Genomic DNA, 21,002 nt, shown 5'->3' with positions numbered 1-21,002 from the left:
CGCGTCCTCATCTGGGCGTGTCTTTCAATCTGAAGGCAGGACAGGCCGTGTCAGCTCAAGCCCAACCCAATTCCTATCGCACCGGTCCCGACGAGCGCGGGCATTTCGGCCAGTTCGGCGGACGTTTCGTCGCCGAAACCCTGATGCCGAACATCCTCGAGCTGGAAAAAGCCTATGAGGCGGCCCGGAACGATCCGTCCTTCCATGCCGACATGGCCAACTACTCGACTCATTACATCGGCCGCCCGAGCCCGCTCTACTTCGCCGAGCGCATGACCGAGCATCTCGGTGGGGCAAAGATCTACTTCAAGCGTGAAGAGCTGAACCACACCGGCGCCCACAAGGTGAACAACGTGCTGGGCCAGATCCTTCTCGCCCGCCGCATGGGCAAGAAGCGCATCATCGCCGAGACCGGCGCGGGCCAGCACGGGGTCGCCACCGCGACGCTCTGCGCGCGCTTCGGGCTCGAATGCATCGTCTATATGGGCGCGGTCGACGTGGAGCGGCAGAAGCCCAACGTGTTCCGCATGAACATGCTCGGCGCCAAGGTGGTGCCGGTGCAGTCCGGCACCCGGACGCTCAAGGACGCCATGAACGAGGCCCTGCGCGACTGGGTCACCAACGTGGCCGACACCTTCTACTGCATCGGCACGGTGGCGGGCCCGCATCCCTATCCGGCCATGGTGCGCGACTTCCAATGCGTGATCGGCAACGAGACCCGCGAGCAGATGATGCAGGCGGAAGGCCGCCTGCCGGATTCCCTCGTCGCCTGCATCGGCGGCGGCTCCAACGCCATCGGGCTGTTCCACCCGTTCCTCGACGACAAGGACGTGGAGATCTACGGCGTCGAGGCGGCGGGCCACGGCCTGTCGAATCTCCACGCGGCCTCGCTCTCCGGCGGCCGGCCCGGCGTGCTCCACGGCAACCGCACCTACCTGCTCATGAACCAGGACGGGCAGATCGCCGACGCCCATTCCATTTCCGCCGGCCTCGATTATCCGGGCATTGGCCCGGAGCATGCCTGGCTGCACGAGATGGGCCGGGTGCAGTACATCTCCGCCACCGACGACGAGGCGCTCGACGCCTTCCAGCTCTGCTCGCGCCTCGAGGGCATCCTGCCGGCGCTGGAGCCGGCTCATGCGCTGGCCAAGGTCGTCGAACTCGCACCGAAAAAGCCCAAGGATCACCTGATGGTGGTCAACATCAGCGGCCGTGGCGACAAGGACTTGTTCCAGATCGCCGAGCATCTGCAGGAAAAGATCGTCTGACCCCCGTGTCATCCCCGGCGGCCCGCAAGGGCCGGGAAGGGGATCCATGATGCCGAGCGGGTGAGTGGATTCCCTTCCCCTCCGCTCCGGCCCGGAATGACACGCGTGTTCATTCTGAATGTCTCATGTTAAAGACGCAGCCCATGACCCAACGCATCGAAGCCCGTTTCCAGAAGTGCCGCGCTGAAGGCCGCGCCGCTCTCGTCACCTATGTGATGGCCGGCGACCCAGATCCCGAGACCTCGCTTGCGATCCTCAAGAGCCTGCCCAAGGCCGGGGCCGACATCGTCGAGTTCGGACTGCCGTTCACCGATCCGATGGCCGACGGCCCGGCGATCCAGGCGGCGGGGCTGCGGGCGCTGAAAGTCGGGCAGGATACGGTCAAGACCCTGGATCTCATCCGCCGCTTCCGGGCGGATGACCAGGACACGCCCGTGATCCTCATGGGCTATTTCAACCCGATCTATGTCTACGGCGTCGACCGTTTCCTCACCGACGCGAAAGAGGCCGGCGTCGACGGCCTGATCGTCGTCGACCTGCCGCCGGAAGAGGACGATGAGCTGTGCCTGCCGGCCCTCAAGGCCGGTCTCGCCTTCATCCGCCTCGCCACACCGACCACGGACGACAAGCGCCTGCCGGCCGTGCTCACCAACACGGCGGGCTTCGTCTATTACGTGTCGATCACCGGCATCACAGGCGCCGCGACCCCGGATTTCGGCAAGGTCGCCTCGGCCGTGGAGCGGATCAAGCGCCACACACCCCTGCCGGTGGTGGTGGGCTTCGGCGTCAAGAGCGGCGCGCATGCAGCCGCAGTGGCCCAAGGCGCCGATGGCGTCGTGGTGGGCTCGGCCCTCATCGATGCCCTGAAGGGCACTCTCGATGCCGAGGATGGCGCAACGGCAGGCACCATTGAGGCGGTCACGAAGCTGGTGAAGGAATTGAGCGAGGGCGTGCGCTCGGTGGCAAAACGCGCCGCAGCCTAATACATACTGAGCACGTCCTGCCGTTGTGCAGGCAGCCACGCCTCCGGCGGGGTTCGCAGGGATGGCCGGGCAAGCCCCGTCCGTGGCGAGAGGATTGAAGCGATGAACTGGATTTCCGAAGTCGTCCGTCCGAAGATCAAGACGCTCTTCAACAAGCGCGAGACGCCGGACAATCTCTGGATCAAGTGCCCGGAGACGGGCCAGGTGGTGTTCCACAAGGACGTGGAGGCGAACCAGTGGGTGATCCCCGGCTCCAACCACCACATGCGCATCTCCGCCACCCAGCGGCTCCAGCTCATGTTCGACGGCGCGACCTGGCTCGACGTGGCGCTGCCCGAAGTGGCTGTTGATCCCCTCAAGTTCCGCGATGAGAAGAAGTACATCGACCGTCTTAAGGACGCCCGCACCAAGACCGGCCAGCAGGATGCGTTCAAGGTCGGCTTCGGCCGGGTCGACGACCTGCCGATGACCCTCGCGGTGCAGGATTTCGGCTTCATGGGGGGCTCGCTCGGCATGGCGGCCGGCGAGGCTTTCATCAAGGGCGCCGAGACGGCGCTTGAGAAGAAGACCTCTTACGTGCTCTTCGCCGGCTCCGGCGGCGCGCGCATGCAGGAGGGCATCCTCTCGCTCATGCAGATGCCCCGCACCACGGTGGCGATCCGCCGCCTGCGCGATGCGAAGCTGCCCTACATCGTTGTGCTCACGAACCCGACCACCGGCGGCGTGACGGCGTCCTATGCCATGCTCGGCGACGTGCATCTCGCCGAGCCCGGCGCGCTCATCGGCTTTGCCGGTCCGCGCGTGATCGAGCAGACCATCCGCGAAAAGCTTCCCGACGGCTTCCAGCGCGCCGAGTACCTGAAGGAACACGGCATGGTGGATGCGGTCGTGCATCGCCACGACCTGAAATCGACCGTGGCCCGCCTGTCGCGTCTCTTCACCAAGGCCCCGGTGGCGTCACCCGGCACGACGGCCATTGCGGTCGCTGCCGAGTAAGTTTTTATTGTCGCATGAAGTCGACGCCTCTGACGTGAACAGCCGTCCGAAGCGGCACCAAACCTTGAGAATGGTCGGGTCGCGTGATCCGGCCAGGAACTGCTCAGGCCCTTTGGGGGGCGATACGGCACCTGCCGGCAGTGCAGGAAGGCCAGCGGACTCATAGTCATACTTTCGTGCGACATCTGTGCTCTTGCTCACAGACCCTGGGGCTTAATAGATGCGTCCTCATAGAAGGGGGCATCGATGGCAACGATTACGTCTTACAGCGCTCTTGGCTTTGACCTGAGGAATGTCAGATTCTCGGGGATGCTGCAGGCCAATCCCTATCAGCAGACCTCAAGCTTGTTTTCAGTGACCTATGGGACTGGCACCACGTACCGTGATGAGTTCAGAGGCACGGGCTTCGTCTACGATGCATCCGGCACCCTGAGCGGCGGAATCGTGGAAAGCTTCGGTGGAATCCAGAGCGGCAAAACCAGCCTCACGGTGAAAGGGATCAGCGTTCCGGCGGCTTCATTCGTTGCGGCAGGCAAAACCTCGATCAGATCCGATGACTTCGATCTCTTGAAGAAAATCCTGTCCGGGAACGATAAGATCACGGGCGGCAATGGCCTCTACATGTTGAACAAGTATGTCGGGGACAAGCTGGAAGGCTTTGGCGGCAATGATGTGCTGTACGGACGCGTGGGAGCGGACCGGCTTTATGGTGGCACCGGAGCCGATACTTTCGTCTTCAAAAAAGTCAAAGAAAGCACTGTGGCCTCGAGTGGCCGCGACACGATCTATGACTTCTCTGCCAAGCAAAAGGACAAGATCGACCTGAAGGCCATCGATGCCAAGACAGGTCTGGGCGGCAACCAAGCCTTCACGTTCATCGGTAAGAACGGCTTTCAAGAGAAAGCCGGCGAGCTGCGCTACGACAAGGTCTCGGGCGGTTCCGTTGTGAGTGGGGATGTGAATGGCGATGGAAGCGCGGATTTTGCAATCTATGTGAAGGGTGTCTCCATCCTCTCCAAGGGCTACTTCATTCTCTAAGCGGCCGGTGAGCCGAAGTACGGTCAAGGTTACTCTGGCGCCTTACCCCGACGGGAGCAGGCGCGTCTCCAAAGAGCCGCTCCCAGGTTCTGGCCGAAACGACGATGGCAGGCTATCCAGATGGCCCGATCCAAGGTTGCCCCTACGGATCGAACCTAAGCGCCGGCCTTCGGGAGGCGCTTCTTTTTTGGTCTGATATGCGCGAGCGCCCTGTTCTCTGTTCATGCAAGACCGACGGCATGCCCTGACCCCGCGACAGTTCGGCTGGGTGGAAGCCGTGGAAATCGCGCTATACTCCTATGGAGGCAATCCCTAGGAAGACCTGTGGCATGGTAATCGCTTACTCGGCAGCCGCTTTGATTGGCGGTCTCATAAGCTGCGCCCTGCTGTGGCCCTATGGTGTTGCCATTGCGCTTCTGAGCATGCCGTTCGCAGGGAGCTTGCTCGCACTCGCCGTTGCGGTTCTGATCTACAGGCGAGCCTCAAATGACACTGATACGAGCAATGATCGCGCGGTCTATGTCGAACAGCGCCAGAAGCTACGAACAACGCAAAGCCGTTAGCAGGTCCGGGTGACCGTGCAATCCTAGTCTCCATCTCCTTCATTCAGGCGTGGCCATGTCCTTAAGGGCCGGGGAGCGCGCGGATGTACCGCCTTCCAGGCTCTCTTTCCCTCGACAGCAGCAAGTGGTAGTCCCGGCGTCCTGAAGGGAACGAGGAAGTTGGCCATGGGTGTGAGCGGTGCGTATGAATCCTCCGATGCGCTGATCGGGCGCTTTCTCGCCCTGCATCCCAAGGCCATCGACCTCTCGCTCGGACGCATCCAGCGGCTGCTCGCCCGTCTCGGACATCCTGAGCGCCGCATGCCGCCGGTGATCCATGTGGCGGGCACCAACGGCAAGGGCTCGACCATCGCGTTCATGCGGGCGATCCTGGAGAGCGCTGGGCTTGCCGTCCATGTCCATACCTCGCCCCATCTCGTGCGCTTCCATGAGCGCATCCGGATCGGGCGCATCGGCGGTGGGCAGTACGTCACCGAGGACCGGCTCGTGGAAGCCTTCCGCCGCTGCGAGGCGGTGAATGCGGGCGAGCCCATCACCGTGTTCGAGATCACGACCGCCGCGGCCCTGCTGATCTTCTCCGAGGAGCCCGCCGACGTGCTGCTGCTCGAAGTGGGCTTAGGGGGGCGCTTCGATGCCACCAACGTCATCGACAGGCCGGCCGCGGCCGTCGTGACGTCCATCGGCCACGACCACGCGGACTATCTCGGCACGACGCTGACGGCGATTGCCGGAGAGAAGGCCGGCATCTTCAAGCGCGGCTGTCCGGCGGTGATCGCGCCGCAGGATTACCAGGAGGCCGACCGGACCCTGCGCGATGCAGCCGAGCGCATCGGCGCCTCGCCAATCCTCGTCGGCCAGCAGGATTTTTCCGTGCATGAGGAGGGCGGCCGCCTCGTCTATCAGGACGAGAAGGGCCTCTTGGACCTGCCGCGCCCGAAACTCATCGGCCGCCACCAGTTCATCAATGCCGGCACGGCCATTGCCGCCCTGCGCGCTGCCGGCTTCGAGGGCTTCGAGACTGCGGCCTTCGAGGCGGGCCTCACCCGCGCCGACTGGCCCGGCCGCCTGCAGCGCCTCAATCGAGGCCGCCTGCCGGAGATCGCGCCCAAGGATTGCGAGATCTGGCTCGACGGCGGACATAACCAGGATGGCGGCCGGGTGCTCGCCGCCGCCATGGCCGACCAGAGCGAACGCTCCGACGCGCCGCTCGTGCTGATCGCCGGCATGCTCGGCACCAAGGATGCCCAGGCCTTCTTCAAGAACTTTTCGGGGCTGGCCCGGGAGGTGATCGCCGTGCCAATTTCCGGCCAGATCGCCGCGCGCCCAGCCGAGGAGGTTGCCTCCATCGCGGCAAGCGTGGGCCTCACGACATCGATTGCGTCCAGCGTCGAATCCGCCCTCGCGGCGCTCCACAACTACGTCTGGGACCGCCCGCCCCGCGTGCTGATCTGCGGCTCGCTCTATCTCGCCGGCGAGGTGCTGGCGGCGAACGGGACACTGCCGGAATAGGGCTGGATCCAGCTAATCATTATCCAAAATCGGATCAGGCAGGTTGTACTGCTCCCAGAGGCGCTTCGGGATTGCCTTTGTAACAGTGAACGCGAAATCCTGCACGGCCTGACGGTCCCTGCTGAAGCCACAGTTGAAGGTCAGGCCATACCATCGTCGATCGCTGCGAAACGCTGCTCCTTCGGCCACGAGCCTGTTGTTGTCGATCCTCACATCCGCCTTCGCATAGGCGACGATCCGGTCCGGGTGAAACTGCTTGAGTGAGGCCGCGATCTGAGCCATCGCCTCCAGGCCGCAAAGCTGCTCCAGCCGGGTGTCTTCCTCGAACAGCGGCAGCATTCCCCGCATCTTTCGGCTGAGCGGGTGAGCGAGAGCGTCCCCCGATAGAATCCTAGTTGCGCGGATCGTGGTGCCTAGCCGAGCAGGGGTCTGATCGCTGCTCCCGGCGGGGTTGGTAAGGGCCTCGACCTGCTCAGGCGTCCAGACCTCGACCGCAAGACCTTCCTGGAGGGGAGGGCGCGGATAATCGAAAGGCCGTGCGAAGATCAGAAGCAGGAGAGCATGGACGACCGACGAGACAATGATTCCGTACGTTCCGACATGCGGCAGGGGGATACACGTCGTCCAACGCCGTACGGTTCTTGTGTACGACGCGTGTTCCAGAACGCCCTCCCGCCATGGCCTAGCTTGGCCTTATCGGGAGACATTGTAGCAAGAGTGGGGCAAGCGCTGATGAGAACGGAACGCTGTCGGAATAAGCCCAAGAGGGTCATCCCGGATCGGTTTCGCTATCCGGGATGACGATAATCAAAAGAAAAGGGGCCTTTCGGCCCCTTCCTTCATCTCAGATCGTCTCAACCAATCAGGCCGAAGCCTGGATCCAGCGGGAGAGCTCACCCTTGGGGGCGGCGCCGACCTTCTGGGCCACGACCTTGCCGTCCTTGAACAGCATGAGCGCCGGGATCGACCGGATGCCGAGCTGGGAGGAGATCTGCGGATTCTCGTCCACGTTGAGCTTGGCGATCTTCACCTTGCCGGCCATCTCGTCGGAAATCTCTTCCAGAGCCGGGCCGATCATGCGGCAGGGACCGCACCACTCGGCCCAGAAATCGACCACGACGGGCTCGGAGGATTGCAGGACATCCTGCGCGAAGTTTGCGTCGGTCACCTTAACGGTCGCCATACCATCACCTTTGACGTTGAATGCGACTCAATAACGAGCCGCTCGGCTATAGGGCCAAGGTAAGAACCGGCCTTGTTGGAATCAAGCGAGGGCACCGGCCCTCACGCCGCTTTGATGAGGGTAAGTGCCGATTCCAGCTCCGGTTCCATGAGCTCGTGGATCACCGGGCCCGAGGTCCAGATCAGGAAGGTGCGGATTGGCCTCCCCGGATAGATCTCGGCCAAGAGCCTCCGGTAGAGCGCAAGCTGCGCCACGTAAGATTGCGGTGGCGGCTGGCCGGGGCGGGGCGGGCGGGCCGTGGTCTTGAAGTCGGCCACAAGGACCTCGCCGTCCAGCACGGCGAGGCGGTCGATCTGGCCCGAAACCATGAGTTCGCCCGCACCCGTCAGAACACGCCCGGCGATGGGGGCTTCCGCCCGCGAGCCGTTGCCGAACAGGGGCTTCAGGTCCCGATGATCGAGAACGTCCAGCGCGTGGGCCAGGATCGATTCGCGCAACTCCGCAGCCAATCGCGGGGCGCGGGCCTTCACGTAGGATCGCGCCATGCTCGCCCGGTGCTCCGGAGACAGGGCGGGCAGGCGCTCCAGCAGGGCATGGACCAGAGTGCCGCGTAAGCGAGCCTCGGGGGCATAGGGCCCGTCGCCCGGCCGGGTCATGCGGTCGGCAGCGCCCAGCGCGCTGGAGGGACGGATCGGGGGCAGGGCCTCGGGTTCCGGCGCCACCGCTCTGGTCAGCCAGTCCGGCACGGCGATGGGATCGAGCGGCGGAACATCCGATTCGGCCGCAAGCGTGCGGGCGAGTGGCGAGCCGTCGCGCCAGACTGAGATCGCGCCATAGGGGGCCTCGTCGAGCTCCAGGCCGCCGGCCTTGGTCACGAGGCCATGACGGATCATCTCGCACCAGGCCTCCTGCGGCGATTCCTTCTTGCCCGTGAGATAAGGCGCGATCACCAGCCGGTCCTTGGCGCGAGTCATCGCCACATAGAGCAGCCGGTTGTGCTCCTCGTGGCCCTTCGCATGCAGGATCTCGCGGGCCTGCATCATCACGCTGGAATCGGAGGTTTTGCCCGGCGCCCAGACAGGGATCTTATGACCTGTTTTCGTTTGCAGCTGCAGCAGTGGCGGATCGCGGCCGAGCACCTCGCAGCCGTCGATGAGCACCACCACGGACGCTTCCAGGCCCTTGGCGCCGTGCACGGTCATCACGCGCACTTCGTCGTTCACGGAATCGAGATCGCGCTTGATGGTGTGATCGGCGGATTCGAACCGGCTCAGGAAGTAGGTGAGCGACGGCGTCTCCGTCATCTCGAACTGATGCGCGAAGCACAGAAAGGCGTCGATGGCATCGCCCGCCTCGCTGCCCAGCCGCGCCACGAGGAGCGAGCGCCCGCCGCGGGGGCCGAGCAGGGTGGCAAAGAAGCCGAAGGGGCCATGGATCCTGACAAGCTCGCGCCACGCACTGAGCGCCTCGCATCCGCGCTTGGCCTTCGCATCGCCGTTGTCGGCGTGACGCGTCAGCGCCGCGTGCAGCGATTCCTCTTCCGAGCGGCTGGCGGCGATGCGGATGAGGTCGTCGTCGTTCAAGCCGACGAGCGGCGATTTCAACGCGGTTGCGAGCGTGAGGTCGTCATCCGGCAGCAGCGCCGCTCGGCCTGCGGCCACGAGATCGAGCACGGCGATGTGCTCGCCGATGTTGAGCCGATCTGCGCCCGCCACCGGTACGCCCGCTTCCTTGAGGGCGCGGATCACCGCCTCGAACGCCGCGCCGCGCTTGCGCACCAGCACGAGAATGTCGCCGGCCTTCCACACGCGGCCCATCTCGTCGCCCTTGGTGGTCCAGCATTTCGCGGCCTGCGCGATGCGCCGCGCCACCACCACGGGAGGCGATTGCTGCTCGGGCTCGTCGACCGGCAGCACCCAGGCCTCGGGCTCTTCCTCCTCGGCCGGTGTCTCGACGGGCCACAGCTCCACGAGGCCCGGCGCATGCGGACGCGCGCTCTCGTGAACGGTGCCGACGGCCTTGTCCTCGAAGGACAAGCCCTTGAAGTGCCGGTCGACCGCAAACGTCGCATCTACGGCCGAGAGCACCGCTCGGCCTGAGCGGAACGACATGGTGAGCGACACGTCCTCGAAGGCGAGTTCCGCCTCGCGCACCTTTTGCGACCAGCTGCGGCGGGTGGTTTCGAATTCCTGCGGGGCTGCGCCCTGGAAGCCGTAGATCGACTGCTTGGGATCCCCCACGGCAAAGAGCGTGCGCACGCGCCCGCCCGCCGCTCCCGCGCCTGCGGTGAAATCCTCGGTGATCTTGCGCAGGATCTCCCATTGCTCCGGGTTCGTATCCTGTGCTTCGTCGATGAGCACATGATCGATGCCGCGATCAAGCTTGTAGAGCACCCAGGCCGTGTCGCCGCGCGAGAGCAGCGCCAGGGTCTTGTCGATGAGATCCTGGAAGTCGAGGGCGCCGAGGCGCATCTTCGCCTGCTCGACGCGCGCGTGGATTTCGGCCGCAAGCGTGAACAATGCGCCCGTGCGCTCTGCCGCGCGGGCGGCCTTGCGCTTGTCGATGAGCGAGCAAACGCGGTCCTGCTCGCGCAAAAGCTCGTCCTTCAGGCTCTCGCTCACGTCCTTGGTGAGGAAGGCCGAGCCCTTGCGCGGCGTGCCGCCATCCGTAAGGAAAACCGAGAGATAGTTCTCCAGCTTCTCAGGTAAATCCTTGGCCTCGGCGGCTGCAATGAGGGAGGCAGCCCGCTTCTGGTCGGTTGCTTTTCCGCCGAGCAGTTCCTGGGCGATGGCAGGCCAGTTCTCCGGCTTGAGGCCGCCTTCCAGCATGGTGCGCTCGATGAATTCGAGCGTCTCGTCCGGCCCCAGCCCGAGCTCCCTGCGCAGCCGCGCGGGGCCTGTCGGGTCATGCAGGAACGTCTTGCATTTCAGGGCCGCGTTGATGGCGGAGGCGAGCGCATCGCCCACCGCATCGACGCTAATGATGTCGAGGGCTTCGGCGAGTGCCGGATAGTTGCCGCTTGCCGCATCGGCCATCACGTTGGAGGTCGCCTGCGCCAGCATCTCGTCGGTCTGGCTCTCGTCGAGCACGGCAAAGCGCGCCGGCACGTTGGCCTCGAACGGCACGAGATGCAGAAGCCGTTCGCAGAAGGCGTGGATCGTGTCGATCTTCAGGCCGCCCGGCGTTTCCACCGCGCGGGCGAAGAGCGTGCGCGCGAGCTTCACTTGGCGACGCGTCGGCCTCTCGCCTTCCAACTCCGTCAGCTCCGCGACGAGGCTTTCCTCGTCCAGCGTCACCCACCGCCCCAAGCGCTCGAAGACGCGGATCGCCATGTTGGCGGCAGCCGCCTTGGTGAAGGTGAGGCACAGGATGCGGCCTGGCAGCGAACCGCTCAGCAGCAGGCGCACGACACGATCCGTGAGCACCTTGGTCTTGCCGGCGCCCGCATTGGCCGACACCCAGGCGGAGGCGCGCGGGTTCGCGGCGCGGCGCTGCGCATCCTTGGTGTATTGCGGGATGACGAGATCGGTGCTCATTCGAAGCCCTCACCGCCGCCGGCACTCGCAAGCGACCATTCCTTCACGCGCGCCAAGTGATCGTATTCCGAGAAGCGCCGCGCATATTTCGGGAAGGGCCGCGAGAGGTAAGCCGCTTCGCCCTTGGCGTAACGCACGATCATTCCCTCGAAGCGGCGGCGATGCTCTTCGACGATCTCTGCGACGGGACGGGTCTCCTTGCCGGATGGCCCGATCTCGCGCGGCTTGATCGGCTCGCGCCCGCCGGTGGTGTGGATGTAGATGAGATCCGGCGTCTCCTTCGCCTTCGGCAGGCCCTTGAAGGCACCCTTCATCAGCATCATCGCTTCGAGCGTGAGCTGCGGCGAGAAGCCGGCATAGACTTCCTTGATGCCGGGCGGCTGGCCCGTCTTGAAGTCGATGATGGCAAAGCCGCCGTCGCGGCGATGCTCGATGCGGTCCGCGCGGGCGCGTAAGCTGAAGAGCGAGCCGTCCGGCAGAGGGATCGACAGGGAGCCTGATCGCTCCGCATAAACATCGACCAGCATGGGACGGCGCGCCTGCTCCCACACGACGAATTCGGTGGCGAGCCGCGTAAAGCGCGGCCACCATTCGGCGTAGAGTTCGGGATAGGCTTCCGCAATGTCTGCAAACTCGACTTGACCGAGACCCAGAAGGATTTCCAGGGCATGAGCAGGAATGGCCTTCGGGTATTGCGTGCCGAATTGGCCGAGCACCTCGTGGATGATCGTGCCGCGATCCGCCGCGCTCGGCGTCACGGCAATCGCATCGAGCGCATCGAGCTTGAGGATGTGGCGCGCAAAGATCGAGTAAGGGTCGCGCACCAGCGTCTCGATTTCCGTAACGCTCAAACTGCGCGGGAACAGCGCTGGGTCGGGCTTGGGTTTCGGGCGCGGCAGCGGCGGCGCGGGCTCGGGCGTGTCGAGGGTACGGGCCAGACGGCGATAGACGTTGCCCACCTTCGTCATCTGCTCCCACGTGTCCTTGCCGGTGAAGGCCTTGAGCCGCTGGAGGAAGCGTGAGGGGACCATGGGCGAGCCGTCGCGCTTGTGAGCGCGGGTGATCACCACGTCGTGCGTGCCGAGCGCCTGCACGAAATCGTGTGCGGTCTGGCCGATGCGCCGCTCCGGCGGCATCAGGCCCACGCGCGAGCGCATGGGCCGGTTGAGGAAAGCGTCCGTCACCGTGCGCGGCGGCCAGGTGCCTTCGTCCAATCCGCCGAGCACCACGCGGTCGACAGACAGCAAGCGTGCTTCAAGCAGGCCGAGGATCTTCAGGCGGCGATGGGTCGAGCGCGGCGAGGGGCTCAAACTGCGCTGCTTGGCGAGTGCGTTGAAGAAGGTGGGATAATCGACGAAACGGCCTGCGAGCGGGTGGCCTTCCTCCGCGCGGATATCGGACTGTTCGAGATCGTCGAAGAGCGCCGCGAGCGCTTCCTTCGAAGCATCGGCGTCGGGCTCCTCTGGGGCATCGTCGGGTCCTGCCCAGAGCTCCTCGACCGCCCGGCGATGGTGCTCCACCAGCGCCATGAGATCGAGCTTGCCCTCGCCGTGAACGGCCGGCGTGAAGGTCTCGAAGGCGACGCCGAGGCGCTGCAGCAATTCGTCCGCGAGATCCCAATCGGCCTCCGTCAGGCGCTTCACCGGACGCGGTGCGCGACGGTCCCTCTCGGCGCGACGGCTGGCGAGCGCTGCACGGATGCCCTCGATGCCGAGCGCAGGCGCAGGCCCGCGCAGCACGCCGATCTCGAGCACGCTGGCGGCATGTTCAATGGTTTCACGCGACAAGCCCAGACGCACCATCGGGTGCGCGATCAGAGCGAGCAGCCGCACGGGTCGCAAGTCGTCGGCAGCCGCTTCCGCCGCAAGCCGCGCCAAGCGCCCGGCCGGTGTGTCGGAGAGGGGAATGCCGGCGGAATCGTCCACGCTCAGGCCCCAGCGGGCGAGTTCCGCCGTTACGCGCGCGGCAAGCGCGCGGTCGGGTGTGACGAGGGCGGCCGTCTTGTGGGGATGAGCGATGGTTTCGCGCAACGCGATGGCGATGGACAACGCCTCTTCGCGCTCGTCCGCCGCCTCGATGATGGCGAGACCCTCACAGCCGCTGCGGCTCATGGCAACGCGATCCTCCGACGAGATCAGCGACCAGCGATCCGTGGTGTCGGCCGGGCGCAGGGCTTCGGAGAGGAGATGATTGCGCGCTCTCGCGGTCTCCGGCGTGTCGCCGAGCACGGTGACGGCGGGGCGTGGAATGCGCAGGTGCTTGTCGAGGAGACGGCGGAGCGAAGCCTGCGGATGGCTGTGCACCGGATCGCTCTCGTCATCGCCATGCCCGCCGATGGTCGACCAGCTCTCCTCGTCGAGATCCATGTCGAGACCGGGCAGCACGATGGCGCCCTTGGGCAGCCGCGCGATCACGCCCATGAGGTTTGCGGTCGCCGGCACCGAGCCGGTCGAGCCCGCGACGATGATCGGATGCTCTGGATTTTCACGAGTGAGGCGCTTCGCTTCCGCCTCCAGCAGGGCGTTGCGCCGCTGGGCCGGGTCGCTCGCCTGCCGCTCGGCCAGGATGTTGGGCCAGTTCTCGCTGGCGATCTGCACGAAGTGGCGGGTGATCTCGAAATACTTCGAGTAGTCGGCATCCACCGCCCCTTCGAGGGCATGCCAGTCGATGCCTTCCGTGGTGAAAGCATCCATCAGAGTCTCGAGATCGCCCGCGAGGTTCACCGCATCGGCCGGCGAGGCCGGGACCATGAAGGGCACCTCGGGGCCGATCTGCAAAAGCGCGCGGTCGACTTCCGCCGACCAGCGCTGCACGAGGCGCGTGAGGATGAGCCGGCGCTCCAGGGGCGGGATCGGCGGTTTCAGGCTCGCGGGTTCCTGCAAGGGCGTGCCCTCTAACCCCGTCAGCTCGAACTCGGCCTCGTCGGTCTCGCCCAAGGGGACGATGCGCGGCAGGAGCTGCGCCCGGCCGTCGCCCCGTTCGGCCAGCAGCGCGATCAGCGCGCGGGTGGCGCGGCGGTTGGGAACATAGATCGTGATGTCGGCAAGAGCCGCGGGATCATCCGGCAGAGGGCCGACGAGACGGCCGTCGAACAGCGCGTCCACCAGAGTCGGCAGGAAGGCGCAACCTGGAGGAATGGAAAACACGCGCGGTACGCTCGGCACGAAGAAACCTCATCGCTTGCTGGCGGCGAGGCATCGTTCGGCCTCGGCAATCGCCTGCGGCTCTCCAACATGCAGCCACTGCCCTTCCAGGCACAAGCCGTAGAGGCGGTCCTTCGCGATGGCCCGGTCGTAGAAGGCGTTGGCCGAGAACGCTCCATCGGGCGTGCCGTGAACCAGTTCCGGCTTCACGATAGCGACGCCCGCATAGGCGAAAGGAGCGTTGTCGTCGGTTCCGCGACGGCGCAGGCGGCCGTCGGGATCCTGGTGAAAATCACCCCGGCCTTCGAATCCGATGCTTGTGGATAACGGTGCGACAAGCATCAGGATGTCCATCCTGTCCGGATCCCAGGCCTGCACCAAGCGTAGCAGATTCGGCTCCTTGCCCTCGATCCAGAGCGAGTCGGAGTTGAAGGTGATGAAGGGTTCTTCGCCCAAAAGCGGCAGGGCCTTCTTCACGCCGCCGCCGGTTTCGAGCAGTTCGCTGCGCTCATCGGAGATCACGATGCGGGGTGTTCCGCGGCCGCGCAGGTGAGCTTCCAACATGTCGGCGAAATGGTGCACGTTCACCACCGCCGTCTCCACGCCCGCCTCGTGCAGCTTGTCGAGGGCGAAGTCGATCAGGCTCCGGCCCGCCACCTTCACCAGCGGTTTCGGCATGGTGGCCGTAATCGGCAGCATGCGTTTGCCCAGACCTGCAGCGAGGACGATGGCTCTGTGGGGTGCGCGCGGCGAGGTCTGGGGCAAGTTGCTGACTCAGGATTCGGGAGGGGGTTCATCCACGGGCGGGATGAGCCGCGGCAGGTGGGTCTCATACCAGCCTTTGAGCTTCCCCAGAGCCGGATGGGCGAGGTTGCGAATGAGGTAGGATTCGATCCGCGGCAGGTGCTTCAGGTAATGCGGCTTGCCGTCCCGGCGGTCGAGGCGAGCGAAGATGCCGAGGATCTTGGTGGCGCGCTGGCCCGCCATGATGGCGTAGGCACGGGCGAAGGCCGACACGTCGAAGCTTGAATCTGCGGTCTTCCGGTCGCGGGCATAGAGGCCGATGAGCTTGAGTTCGAGATCCGGCGGCACGGTTACGCGCGCATCCTGCAGGAGCGAGGCGACGTCATAGGCGGGCGAGCCCAGCACCGCGTCCTGGAAGTCGATCATGCCGACGCGCTGGAGGCCTTCGCGTTTCGGCAGCCAGATCAGGTTGGGCGAGTGGTAGTCGCGCAGGGTCCAGGTGACAGGCGCGGAGAGAACCTCGCCCAGGGTTTCGGTCCAGAGATTGACGAACTCCGCCCGCACCGAGCCCGAGAGCTGCGTGCCGATGATGTGCGGCACATACCAGTCGAGCAGCAGCTCCACCTCGATGAGAAGCGCTTCGAGATCGTAGGCGGGAATCGCGTGGTCGACGCCCTCGGCGACAGGCAGCACCTGTGGCAGGGTCTGGCCGTGGAGCTGCGCGAGAAGCCGCGTGGCCTCACCGTAGCGCTCAGGGATCGGGCCGTTCTCGTCGGTCACGGGCTCGGCGCCGAGATCCTCGATGAGGAGAAGGCCCGCCTCCAGATCCTCGCCATAGATGTAAGGCGCGCTGAATCCTAAGGCCCGCAGGCCCTTGTCCATGGCGACGAACGCATGAACCGTCTCGGCGAGCTTCGCGATCGTCGTGTACGGCTTGCCGCGCCGCACGGCAGGCCCGACCGGGCGCGGCGGCGAGACCATCAGGAGCGCGGTCGAGCCGTCGGGCTTCACGAGGCGCTCGTAGGAACGGATCACGGAGGCGTCAGCCGTCATGGGCTGGCGCCTGGCATCGCCCCAGCCGCAGCGCTCCACGAGATTGCGATAGGCCTTCATGCGCTGAAGGCGCGACGCGAAGGCGCCGGTGCCGGTGAGCATGACGAGCCGGCCCTTGCCCTGACCGCCGGGAGCAAAATCGAGGCGGATGTCGAGATGCTCGGGCTTCAGCGCATCCTCGGCGCGCTCCGGCCACTCGACGAGGGAGACGGCGTTCTCCGTCGTCTCGTCCCAGCCCAGCTCCACCAGTTCGTAGCCGCCGGACAGGCGGTAGAAATCCGCGTGGACGATGGGGCTGCGCGGGCCGTCATAGACCTGCATCAGGGTGAAGGTGGGGCTCGGGACCTCGAGCTCCGGATCGCCCGCAAGAATGCGCACGAGGGCGCGGGCGAGCGTCGTCTTGCCGGCGCCGAGACCGCCCGAGAGGGTGACGAGGTCGCCGGGTTTGAGCTCCTCGGCCAGGATGCGGGCGAAGCCCTCCGTCGCCTCGTGGTCGGGAAGCGTCACGATCCATGCGGCCTGCAAAAGATCCTGCTCGGGCATGAGGGCGGGTCCATTCACCATCGCTGTTCCTACTCGGCTGCGATGGGAGTTAGCGCAGATTGCGCGGATCGGCCATCGGACGGGGTCTCGTGCCGCTCGTTCGGGAAGATGCAGGTGACGGTGGTGCCCATGCCCGGCGCGGACGAGATCTCGATGCGTCCGCCATGAAGCTCCACGAAAGAGCGCACGATGGACAGCCCCAGGCCCACGCCGCGGTGGCGGGTGCCCAATGTGTGACTCTCGAACCGCTCGAAGACCCGGGCCTTGACCTCCGGCGGAATACCGCGGCCCTGGTCCTTCACCTCGAAGATCACTTCGCCGCCGCGCTTGCGGGCCGAGACGCGGATCGTCTGGCCGGGGGAGGAGAAGCCGACCGCATTGGACAGCAGGTTGAACAGGATCTGGCGAACGCGCTTGCCGTCGGCGACAAACGTGCCGATGTCGTCCGGCGTGTCGATGACGAGGTTGAGTGAGGATTCGGCAAGCCGGTCCTCCAGCCCGCGCATGGCGGCCTCGATGGTGGAGCGGATGTCGACGATCTCAGGAGTTAGCTCGAGCGAGCCCGTGTCGATGGAGGCGAGATCGAGAATGTCGTTGAGGATCGCCAGCAGCGCCGCCGAGGAGCGCATGATGTGATCGGCATAATCGCGCTGGCGCGGATTGAGCGCGCCCACCGTCTCGTCGCCGAGAAGCTGCGTGAAGCCGATGATGTTGGTCAGCGGCGAGCGCAGCTCGTAGGACACGTGATGCACGAATTCGTCGCGAAGCCGCGAGGCGCGTTGCAGAGCGTCGTTGCGCTCGGTGAGCGCGCGCTCCACGTTCACGCTCGCGGTCACGTCGGTGAAGCTCAGAAGAGTCGCGCCGTCCGGCAGGGGCTGCGCGGTGCAGTCGAGCGCCGAACCGTCATGCCGCTCGATGCGGCAGGAAAGACCCATTCGCATGTCGGCCAAACCCGCCACCGCGCCACGAATGTCGATCCAGGGCTCGTCGCGGGTTGCCAGCGGACGGCACGCCTTGATCACCGTGTCGATATGCGGGTTCGCGGCCGTCATCTCGGCCGCGAGACCCCACATGTCCGCGAAGGCGCGGTTGTGCAGCTTGAGGCGTCCGTCCGAGCCGAACACCGCAACGCCTTCCTTCAGGGTGTCGAGGGTCTCGCTCTGCACGCGGGTGAGCGAATGCACCTGCGAGGCCAGCTCGAAGCGCTCGCTCACATCGTCGAAGAGATAGGTCACGCCGCCTTGCGGATTGGGATTGACGACCACGCGCAGCGTCCGCCGGTCGGGCAGATGCCACCAGGTCTCCTGCTGCTCGACGGAGCGGTAGCCTTGCAGGAAATCGGTCTTCCAGGCGCGAAAATCCGCCTGCTCGGGGAGCTTTCGCGCGGCGCGCAGGCGGTCGAGGACTTCGCTGTCCGAAGGACGCAGGGCAAGGAAGGCGGCGTCGAGTCCCCAGAGGCGCTGATAGGCGGAATTGCTGAAGATGAGGTTCTGCGCGCCGTCGAAGATCGCCACCGCCGTGGGCAGCTGATCGAGGGTGCGCACATGGGCGTCCATCTGGCGCTGCAGATCGGTGCGAACGGCTTCCAGCTCCGACACGTCGACCGCAATGCCCGCGCTGCCGCCGGCGGTGGGGCGTTCGATCACGTCGAGCACGGCCCGATGTCCGGCAACGACGGCCGTCACGCGGCCGGAATAGGTAGCGCCGGAGAGGCGCTGACGGCGCGCCTCCTCGCGGGTCGGCGCGCCGAGGAGTTCGAGGGAGCGGCCGATGGCATCGTCGAGATCCTTGGCCTCGACGGAGCGCAGATAGGCTTGGTTCGCCCAGAGCAGCTTATCGTCCGCATCGCGGATCCAGAGAGGATAGGCGACGTCGTCGAGCAACATCGTCATGGAACGCAGGTCGCTGCGCGCGGTCGCCAGCTGTCCCTGGATTTTCAGGAGTTCGGCCCGGTCGCCCGTCACGTCGCGCAGGCGTAGGATCGCCCGGCCGCCGATGGTGCGGCCTTCCACGTCGATAAACCGGGTTCCGGCGCAGCGCGCCGTGAGGCGGAAGGCCTGACCCCGGAGCTTGAGCTGATCGAGAGCGCTTTCCACGGCGGCCGCATCGGCCGGGCTGAGCCAGGTGCCGAAGGCCAGAGCCCGCTGGGCCGGCGCATTCTCGCCGATGATGGACGGATCGCCCTGGAATCGCGGCTCCCCGTCGCGGCCGTGCCAGCTGATCAGCAGCTGACGCTCCGAGCCCATGAGGAGAGCCGCGAGGTCGTCGGCGCCGCGCAGGGCCGCAATCTCGTTTCTCAAGGAGCGCTCGATCCGCACCACGCGCTTCTGCTCGCGCATCAGCAGCAGTGAGGTCGTGGTGGAGAAAGCCACAAGGCCCATGAAGAGGCCGAAATAGACCGCGTTGTGCAGATCGAAGCTGTGCAGGAAGCCGAGAAGGTCGGTGGCCTTCTCGGTCAGGGGCGCCAGCAGGTCGTCGGCCAAGGCAGCATGGGAGGTCCCGGCGAGCAGGATCAAGGACAGGGACGTCCGCGCGGGTCCGACGAGAAGGTTTCTCCCGTCTCCGCTGCTTTCGTGTCGTTCCCCGAGCCCGGCCATGCCGTTGCTGCCCTTCCCGTGTTGGCGGCCCGACTATCAGGCCAAGTTGGATCAATCCCCGGCCGCGCCTTTCGACGCCGCAGAGGTCAACCGTCTACGCATGAACGGAACTGCCGGCGCAGGTTCGATGCCGAAGCACAGCCGGTCGATTCGTGTTCACTCTAGACCACCCCTGACTCCGCCAGGAAGAGGGTTAACACCGGCTTAAACTTCCTTTGGAGAACCTGTGCGCAATTCGTCGAACCATATTGCAATCCGGTCACACACATGCCGGTGCGACAGGTTGTCGATTCGGCGAAAGTCGGGCCAAGAAAAAAGCCCGGCAGAGCCGGGCTTTCGATCTTCATGAGGGTCAGGCCGATCAGTAGCGGTAGTGATCCGGCTTGAACGGGCCTGTCTCGGACACGCCAATATAGGAGGCCTGGTCGGGGCGCAGCTTGGTGAGCTTCACACCGATCTTTTCAAGGTGCAGCGAGGCCACCTTCTCGTCCAGGTGCTTCGGCAGGGTGTAGACCTTCTTCTCGTACTTGCCGGCATTGTTCCAGAGCTCGATCTGGGCGAGCGTCTGGTTGGTGAACGAGGCCGACATGACGAAGGACGGGTGACCCATGGCGTTGCCGAGGTTCACGAGGCGGCCTTCCGACAGCAGGATGATGCGGTGGCCGTCCGCGAAGGTGATCTCGTCCACCTGCGGCTTGATGTTGTTCCACTTGAGGTTCTTGAGGCCGGCAACTTGGATCTCGTTGTCGAAGTGGCCGATGTTGCAGACGATCGCCCGGTCCTTCATGGCCCGCATGTGGTCGAGGGTGATCACATCCTTGTTGCCGGTGGCGGTGACGAAGATGTCGGCGCGCGGAGCCGCGTCCTCCATGGTCGTGACCTCGTAGCCTTCCATGGCAGCCTGAAGGGCGCAGATCGGGTCGACCTCCGACACCAGCACGCGGCAGCCGGCTTGGCGCAACGAGGCAGCCGAGCCCTTGCCCACGTCGCCGAAGCCCGCCACCATGGCGACCTTGCCGGCCATCATCACGTCCGTGCCGCGGCGGATGCCGTCGACCAGCGACTCGCGGCAGCCATAGAGGTTGTCGAACTTCGACTTGGTGACCGAGTCGTTGACGTTGATCGCCGGGAAGAGGAGCTTGCCCTCCTTGGCCATGATGTAGAGGCGGTGAACGCCCGTGGTGGTCTCTTCCGACACGCCCTTGATCGAGCCTGCGACTTCGGCAAACCAGCCCTTCGGCTTCTCCTTGAGGAGACGCCTGATGAGCGTGAACAGGACTTCTTCCTCTTCAGCCCCGGGCTTGTCGAGGAAGGCCACGTCGCCCTGCTCGGCGCGCAGGCCGAGATGAACGAGCATGGTGGCGTCGCCGCCGTCGTCCAGGATCATGTTGGGAACGCCGCCGCCGTGCCAGTCGAACAGCTTGGCGGTGTAGTCCCAGTACTCCTCCAGCGTCTCGCCCTTATAGGCGAAGACCGGGATGCCGGCGGCCGCGATGGCGGCGGCGGCGTGGTCCTGGGTGGAATAGATGTTGCAGGAGACCCAGCGGATGTCGGCGCCGAGAGCCTTCAGGGTCTCGATCAGCACCGCAGTCTGGATGGTCATGTGAAGCGAACCGGCGATGCGCGCGCCCTTGAGGGGCTGCTTCGGGCCGTATTCCTCGCGGACAGCCATGAGGCCCGGCATCTCGGTCTCGGCGATCGAGATCTCCTTGCGGCCGAACTCAGCCAAGCCGATGTCTTTGACGATGTAATCCTGTGCCATGACGGCCTCTCTTCTGCGCAGTTCCGGGTGAATTGGCGCCGTCTCTACCAGAGAGCCGCGGCAGAGGCAATCAAGATATAAAGA

13 protein-coding genes are annotated in these 21,002 nt (G+C 65.3%); 5 read left to right on the top strand and 8 right to left on the bottom strand.

The annotated features are described in order from the left end of the window. The first annotated feature begins 47 nt into the window (after positions 1 to 47). The 5 genes from trpB to I2H36_RS10160 all read left to right on the top strand — a co-directional run bounded on the left by trpB (position 48) and on the right by I2H36_RS10160 (position 6,357). The gene (gene trpB / locus I2H36_RS10180; protein WP_196263776.1) at positions 48 to 1,268 is read left to right on the top strand and encodes a tryptophan synthase subunit beta; all 1,221 of its coding nucleotides are present in this window, start codon (positions 48 to 50) and stop codon (positions 1,266 to 1,268) included. A 143-nt stretch (positions 1,269 to 1,411) separates the two neighbouring features. Further along, the gene (gene trpA, locus I2H36_RS10175) at positions 1,412 to 2,251 is read left to right on the top strand and encodes a tryptophan synthase subunit alpha (protein ID WP_196263775.1); all 840 of its coding nucleotides are present in this window, start codon (positions 1,412 to 1,414) and stop codon (positions 2,249 to 2,251) included. A gap of 102 nt (positions 2,252 to 2,353) precedes the next feature. After that, a complete protein-coding gene (gene accD / locus I2H36_RS10170) occupies positions 2,354 to 3,247 on the top strand; it encodes an acetyl-CoA carboxylase, carboxyltransferase subunit beta (RefSeq protein WP_196263774.1) in 894 nt (297 codons plus the stop codon). Positions 3,248 to 3,493: 246 nt separating this feature from the next. Next, positions 3,494 to 4,285, top strand: coding sequence for a M10 family metallopeptidase C-terminal domain-containing protein (locus tag I2H36_RS10165; protein WP_196263773.1), 792 nt, complete (start codon positions 3,494 to 3,496; stop codon positions 4,283 to 4,285). Positions 4,286 to 5,013: 728 nt separating this feature from the next. Further along, positions 5,014 to 6,357 (top strand): bifunctional folylpolyglutamate synthase/dihydrofolate synthase, encoded by a 1,344-nt coding sequence (locus tag I2H36_RS10160; protein ID WP_196263772.1) that lies wholly within the window; start codon positions 5,014 to 5,016, stop codon positions 6,355 to 6,357. A gap of 12 nt (positions 6,358 to 6,369) precedes the next feature. Here the strand turns inward: I2H36_RS10160 and I2H36_RS10155 are convergent, their stop codons facing one another. The 8 genes from I2H36_RS10155 to ahcY all read right to left on the bottom strand — a co-directional run bounded on the left by I2H36_RS10155 (position 6,370) and on the right by ahcY (position 20,918). Next, complete coding sequence (locus tag I2H36_RS10155) at positions 6,370 to 6,696, bottom strand: DUF930 domain-containing protein (protein WP_196263771.1); 327 nt, start codon at positions 6,694 to 6,696, stop codon at positions 6,370 to 6,372. Positions 6,697 to 7,219: 523 nt separating this feature from the next. Beyond that, positions 7,220 to 7,540, bottom strand: coding sequence for a thioredoxin (gene trxA, locus I2H36_RS10150; protein WP_196263770.1), 321 nt, complete (start codon positions 7,538 to 7,540; stop codon positions 7,220 to 7,222). A gap of 101 nt (positions 7,541 to 7,641) precedes the next feature. Then, entirely contained in the window at positions 7,642 to 11,076 is a 3,435-nt protein-coding gene (gene addA, locus I2H36_RS10145; protein WP_196263769.1) for a double-strand break repair helicase AddA, read from the bottom strand. Further along, positions 11,073 to 14,240, bottom strand: coding sequence for a double-strand break repair protein AddB (gene addB / locus I2H36_RS10140; RefSeq protein ID WP_196263768.1), 3,168 nt, complete (start codon positions 14,238 to 14,240; stop codon positions 11,073 to 11,075). The genes addA and addB overlap by 4 nt, the downstream gene beginning before the upstream one ends. A gap of 9 nt (positions 14,241 to 14,249) precedes the next feature. Then, positions 14,250 to 14,984 (bottom strand): nucleotidyltransferase family protein, encoded by a 735-nt coding sequence (locus I2H36_RS10135; RefSeq protein WP_196263767.1) that lies wholly within the window; start codon positions 14,982 to 14,984, stop codon positions 14,250 to 14,252. A 9-nt stretch (positions 14,985 to 14,993) separates the two neighbouring features. Beyond that, a complete protein-coding gene (tsaE, locus tag I2H36_RS10130) occupies positions 14,994 to 16,580 on the bottom strand; it encodes a tRNA (adenosine(37)-N6)-threonylcarbamoyltransferase complex ATPase subunit type 1 TsaE (RefSeq protein ID WP_196263766.1) in 1,587 nt (528 codons plus the stop codon). 8 nt (positions 16,581 to 16,588) lie between these two features. Further along, complete coding sequence (locus I2H36_RS10125; protein ID WP_246718742.1) at positions 16,589 to 19,156, bottom strand: sensor histidine kinase; 2,568 nt, start codon at positions 19,154 to 19,156, stop codon at positions 16,589 to 16,591. 361 nt (positions 19,157 to 19,517) lie between these two features. After that, the gene (gene ahcY, locus I2H36_RS10120) at positions 19,518 to 20,918 is read right to left on the bottom strand and encodes an adenosylhomocysteinase (protein WP_196263765.1); all 1,401 of its coding nucleotides are present in this window, start codon (positions 20,916 to 20,918) and stop codon (positions 19,518 to 19,520) included. Between the last annotated feature and the right edge of the window lie 84 nt (positions 20,919 to 21,002).

The organism is Microvirga terrestris (genome assembly GCF_015694425.1).
GTDB classification, from domain to species: Bacteria; Pseudomonadota; Alphaproteobacteria; order Rhizobiales; family Beijerinckiaceae; genus Microvirga; species Microvirga terrestris.
Note: the sequence above shows the minus strand (reverse complement) of the source record. Positions and strands in the feature narration are given on the sequence as shown.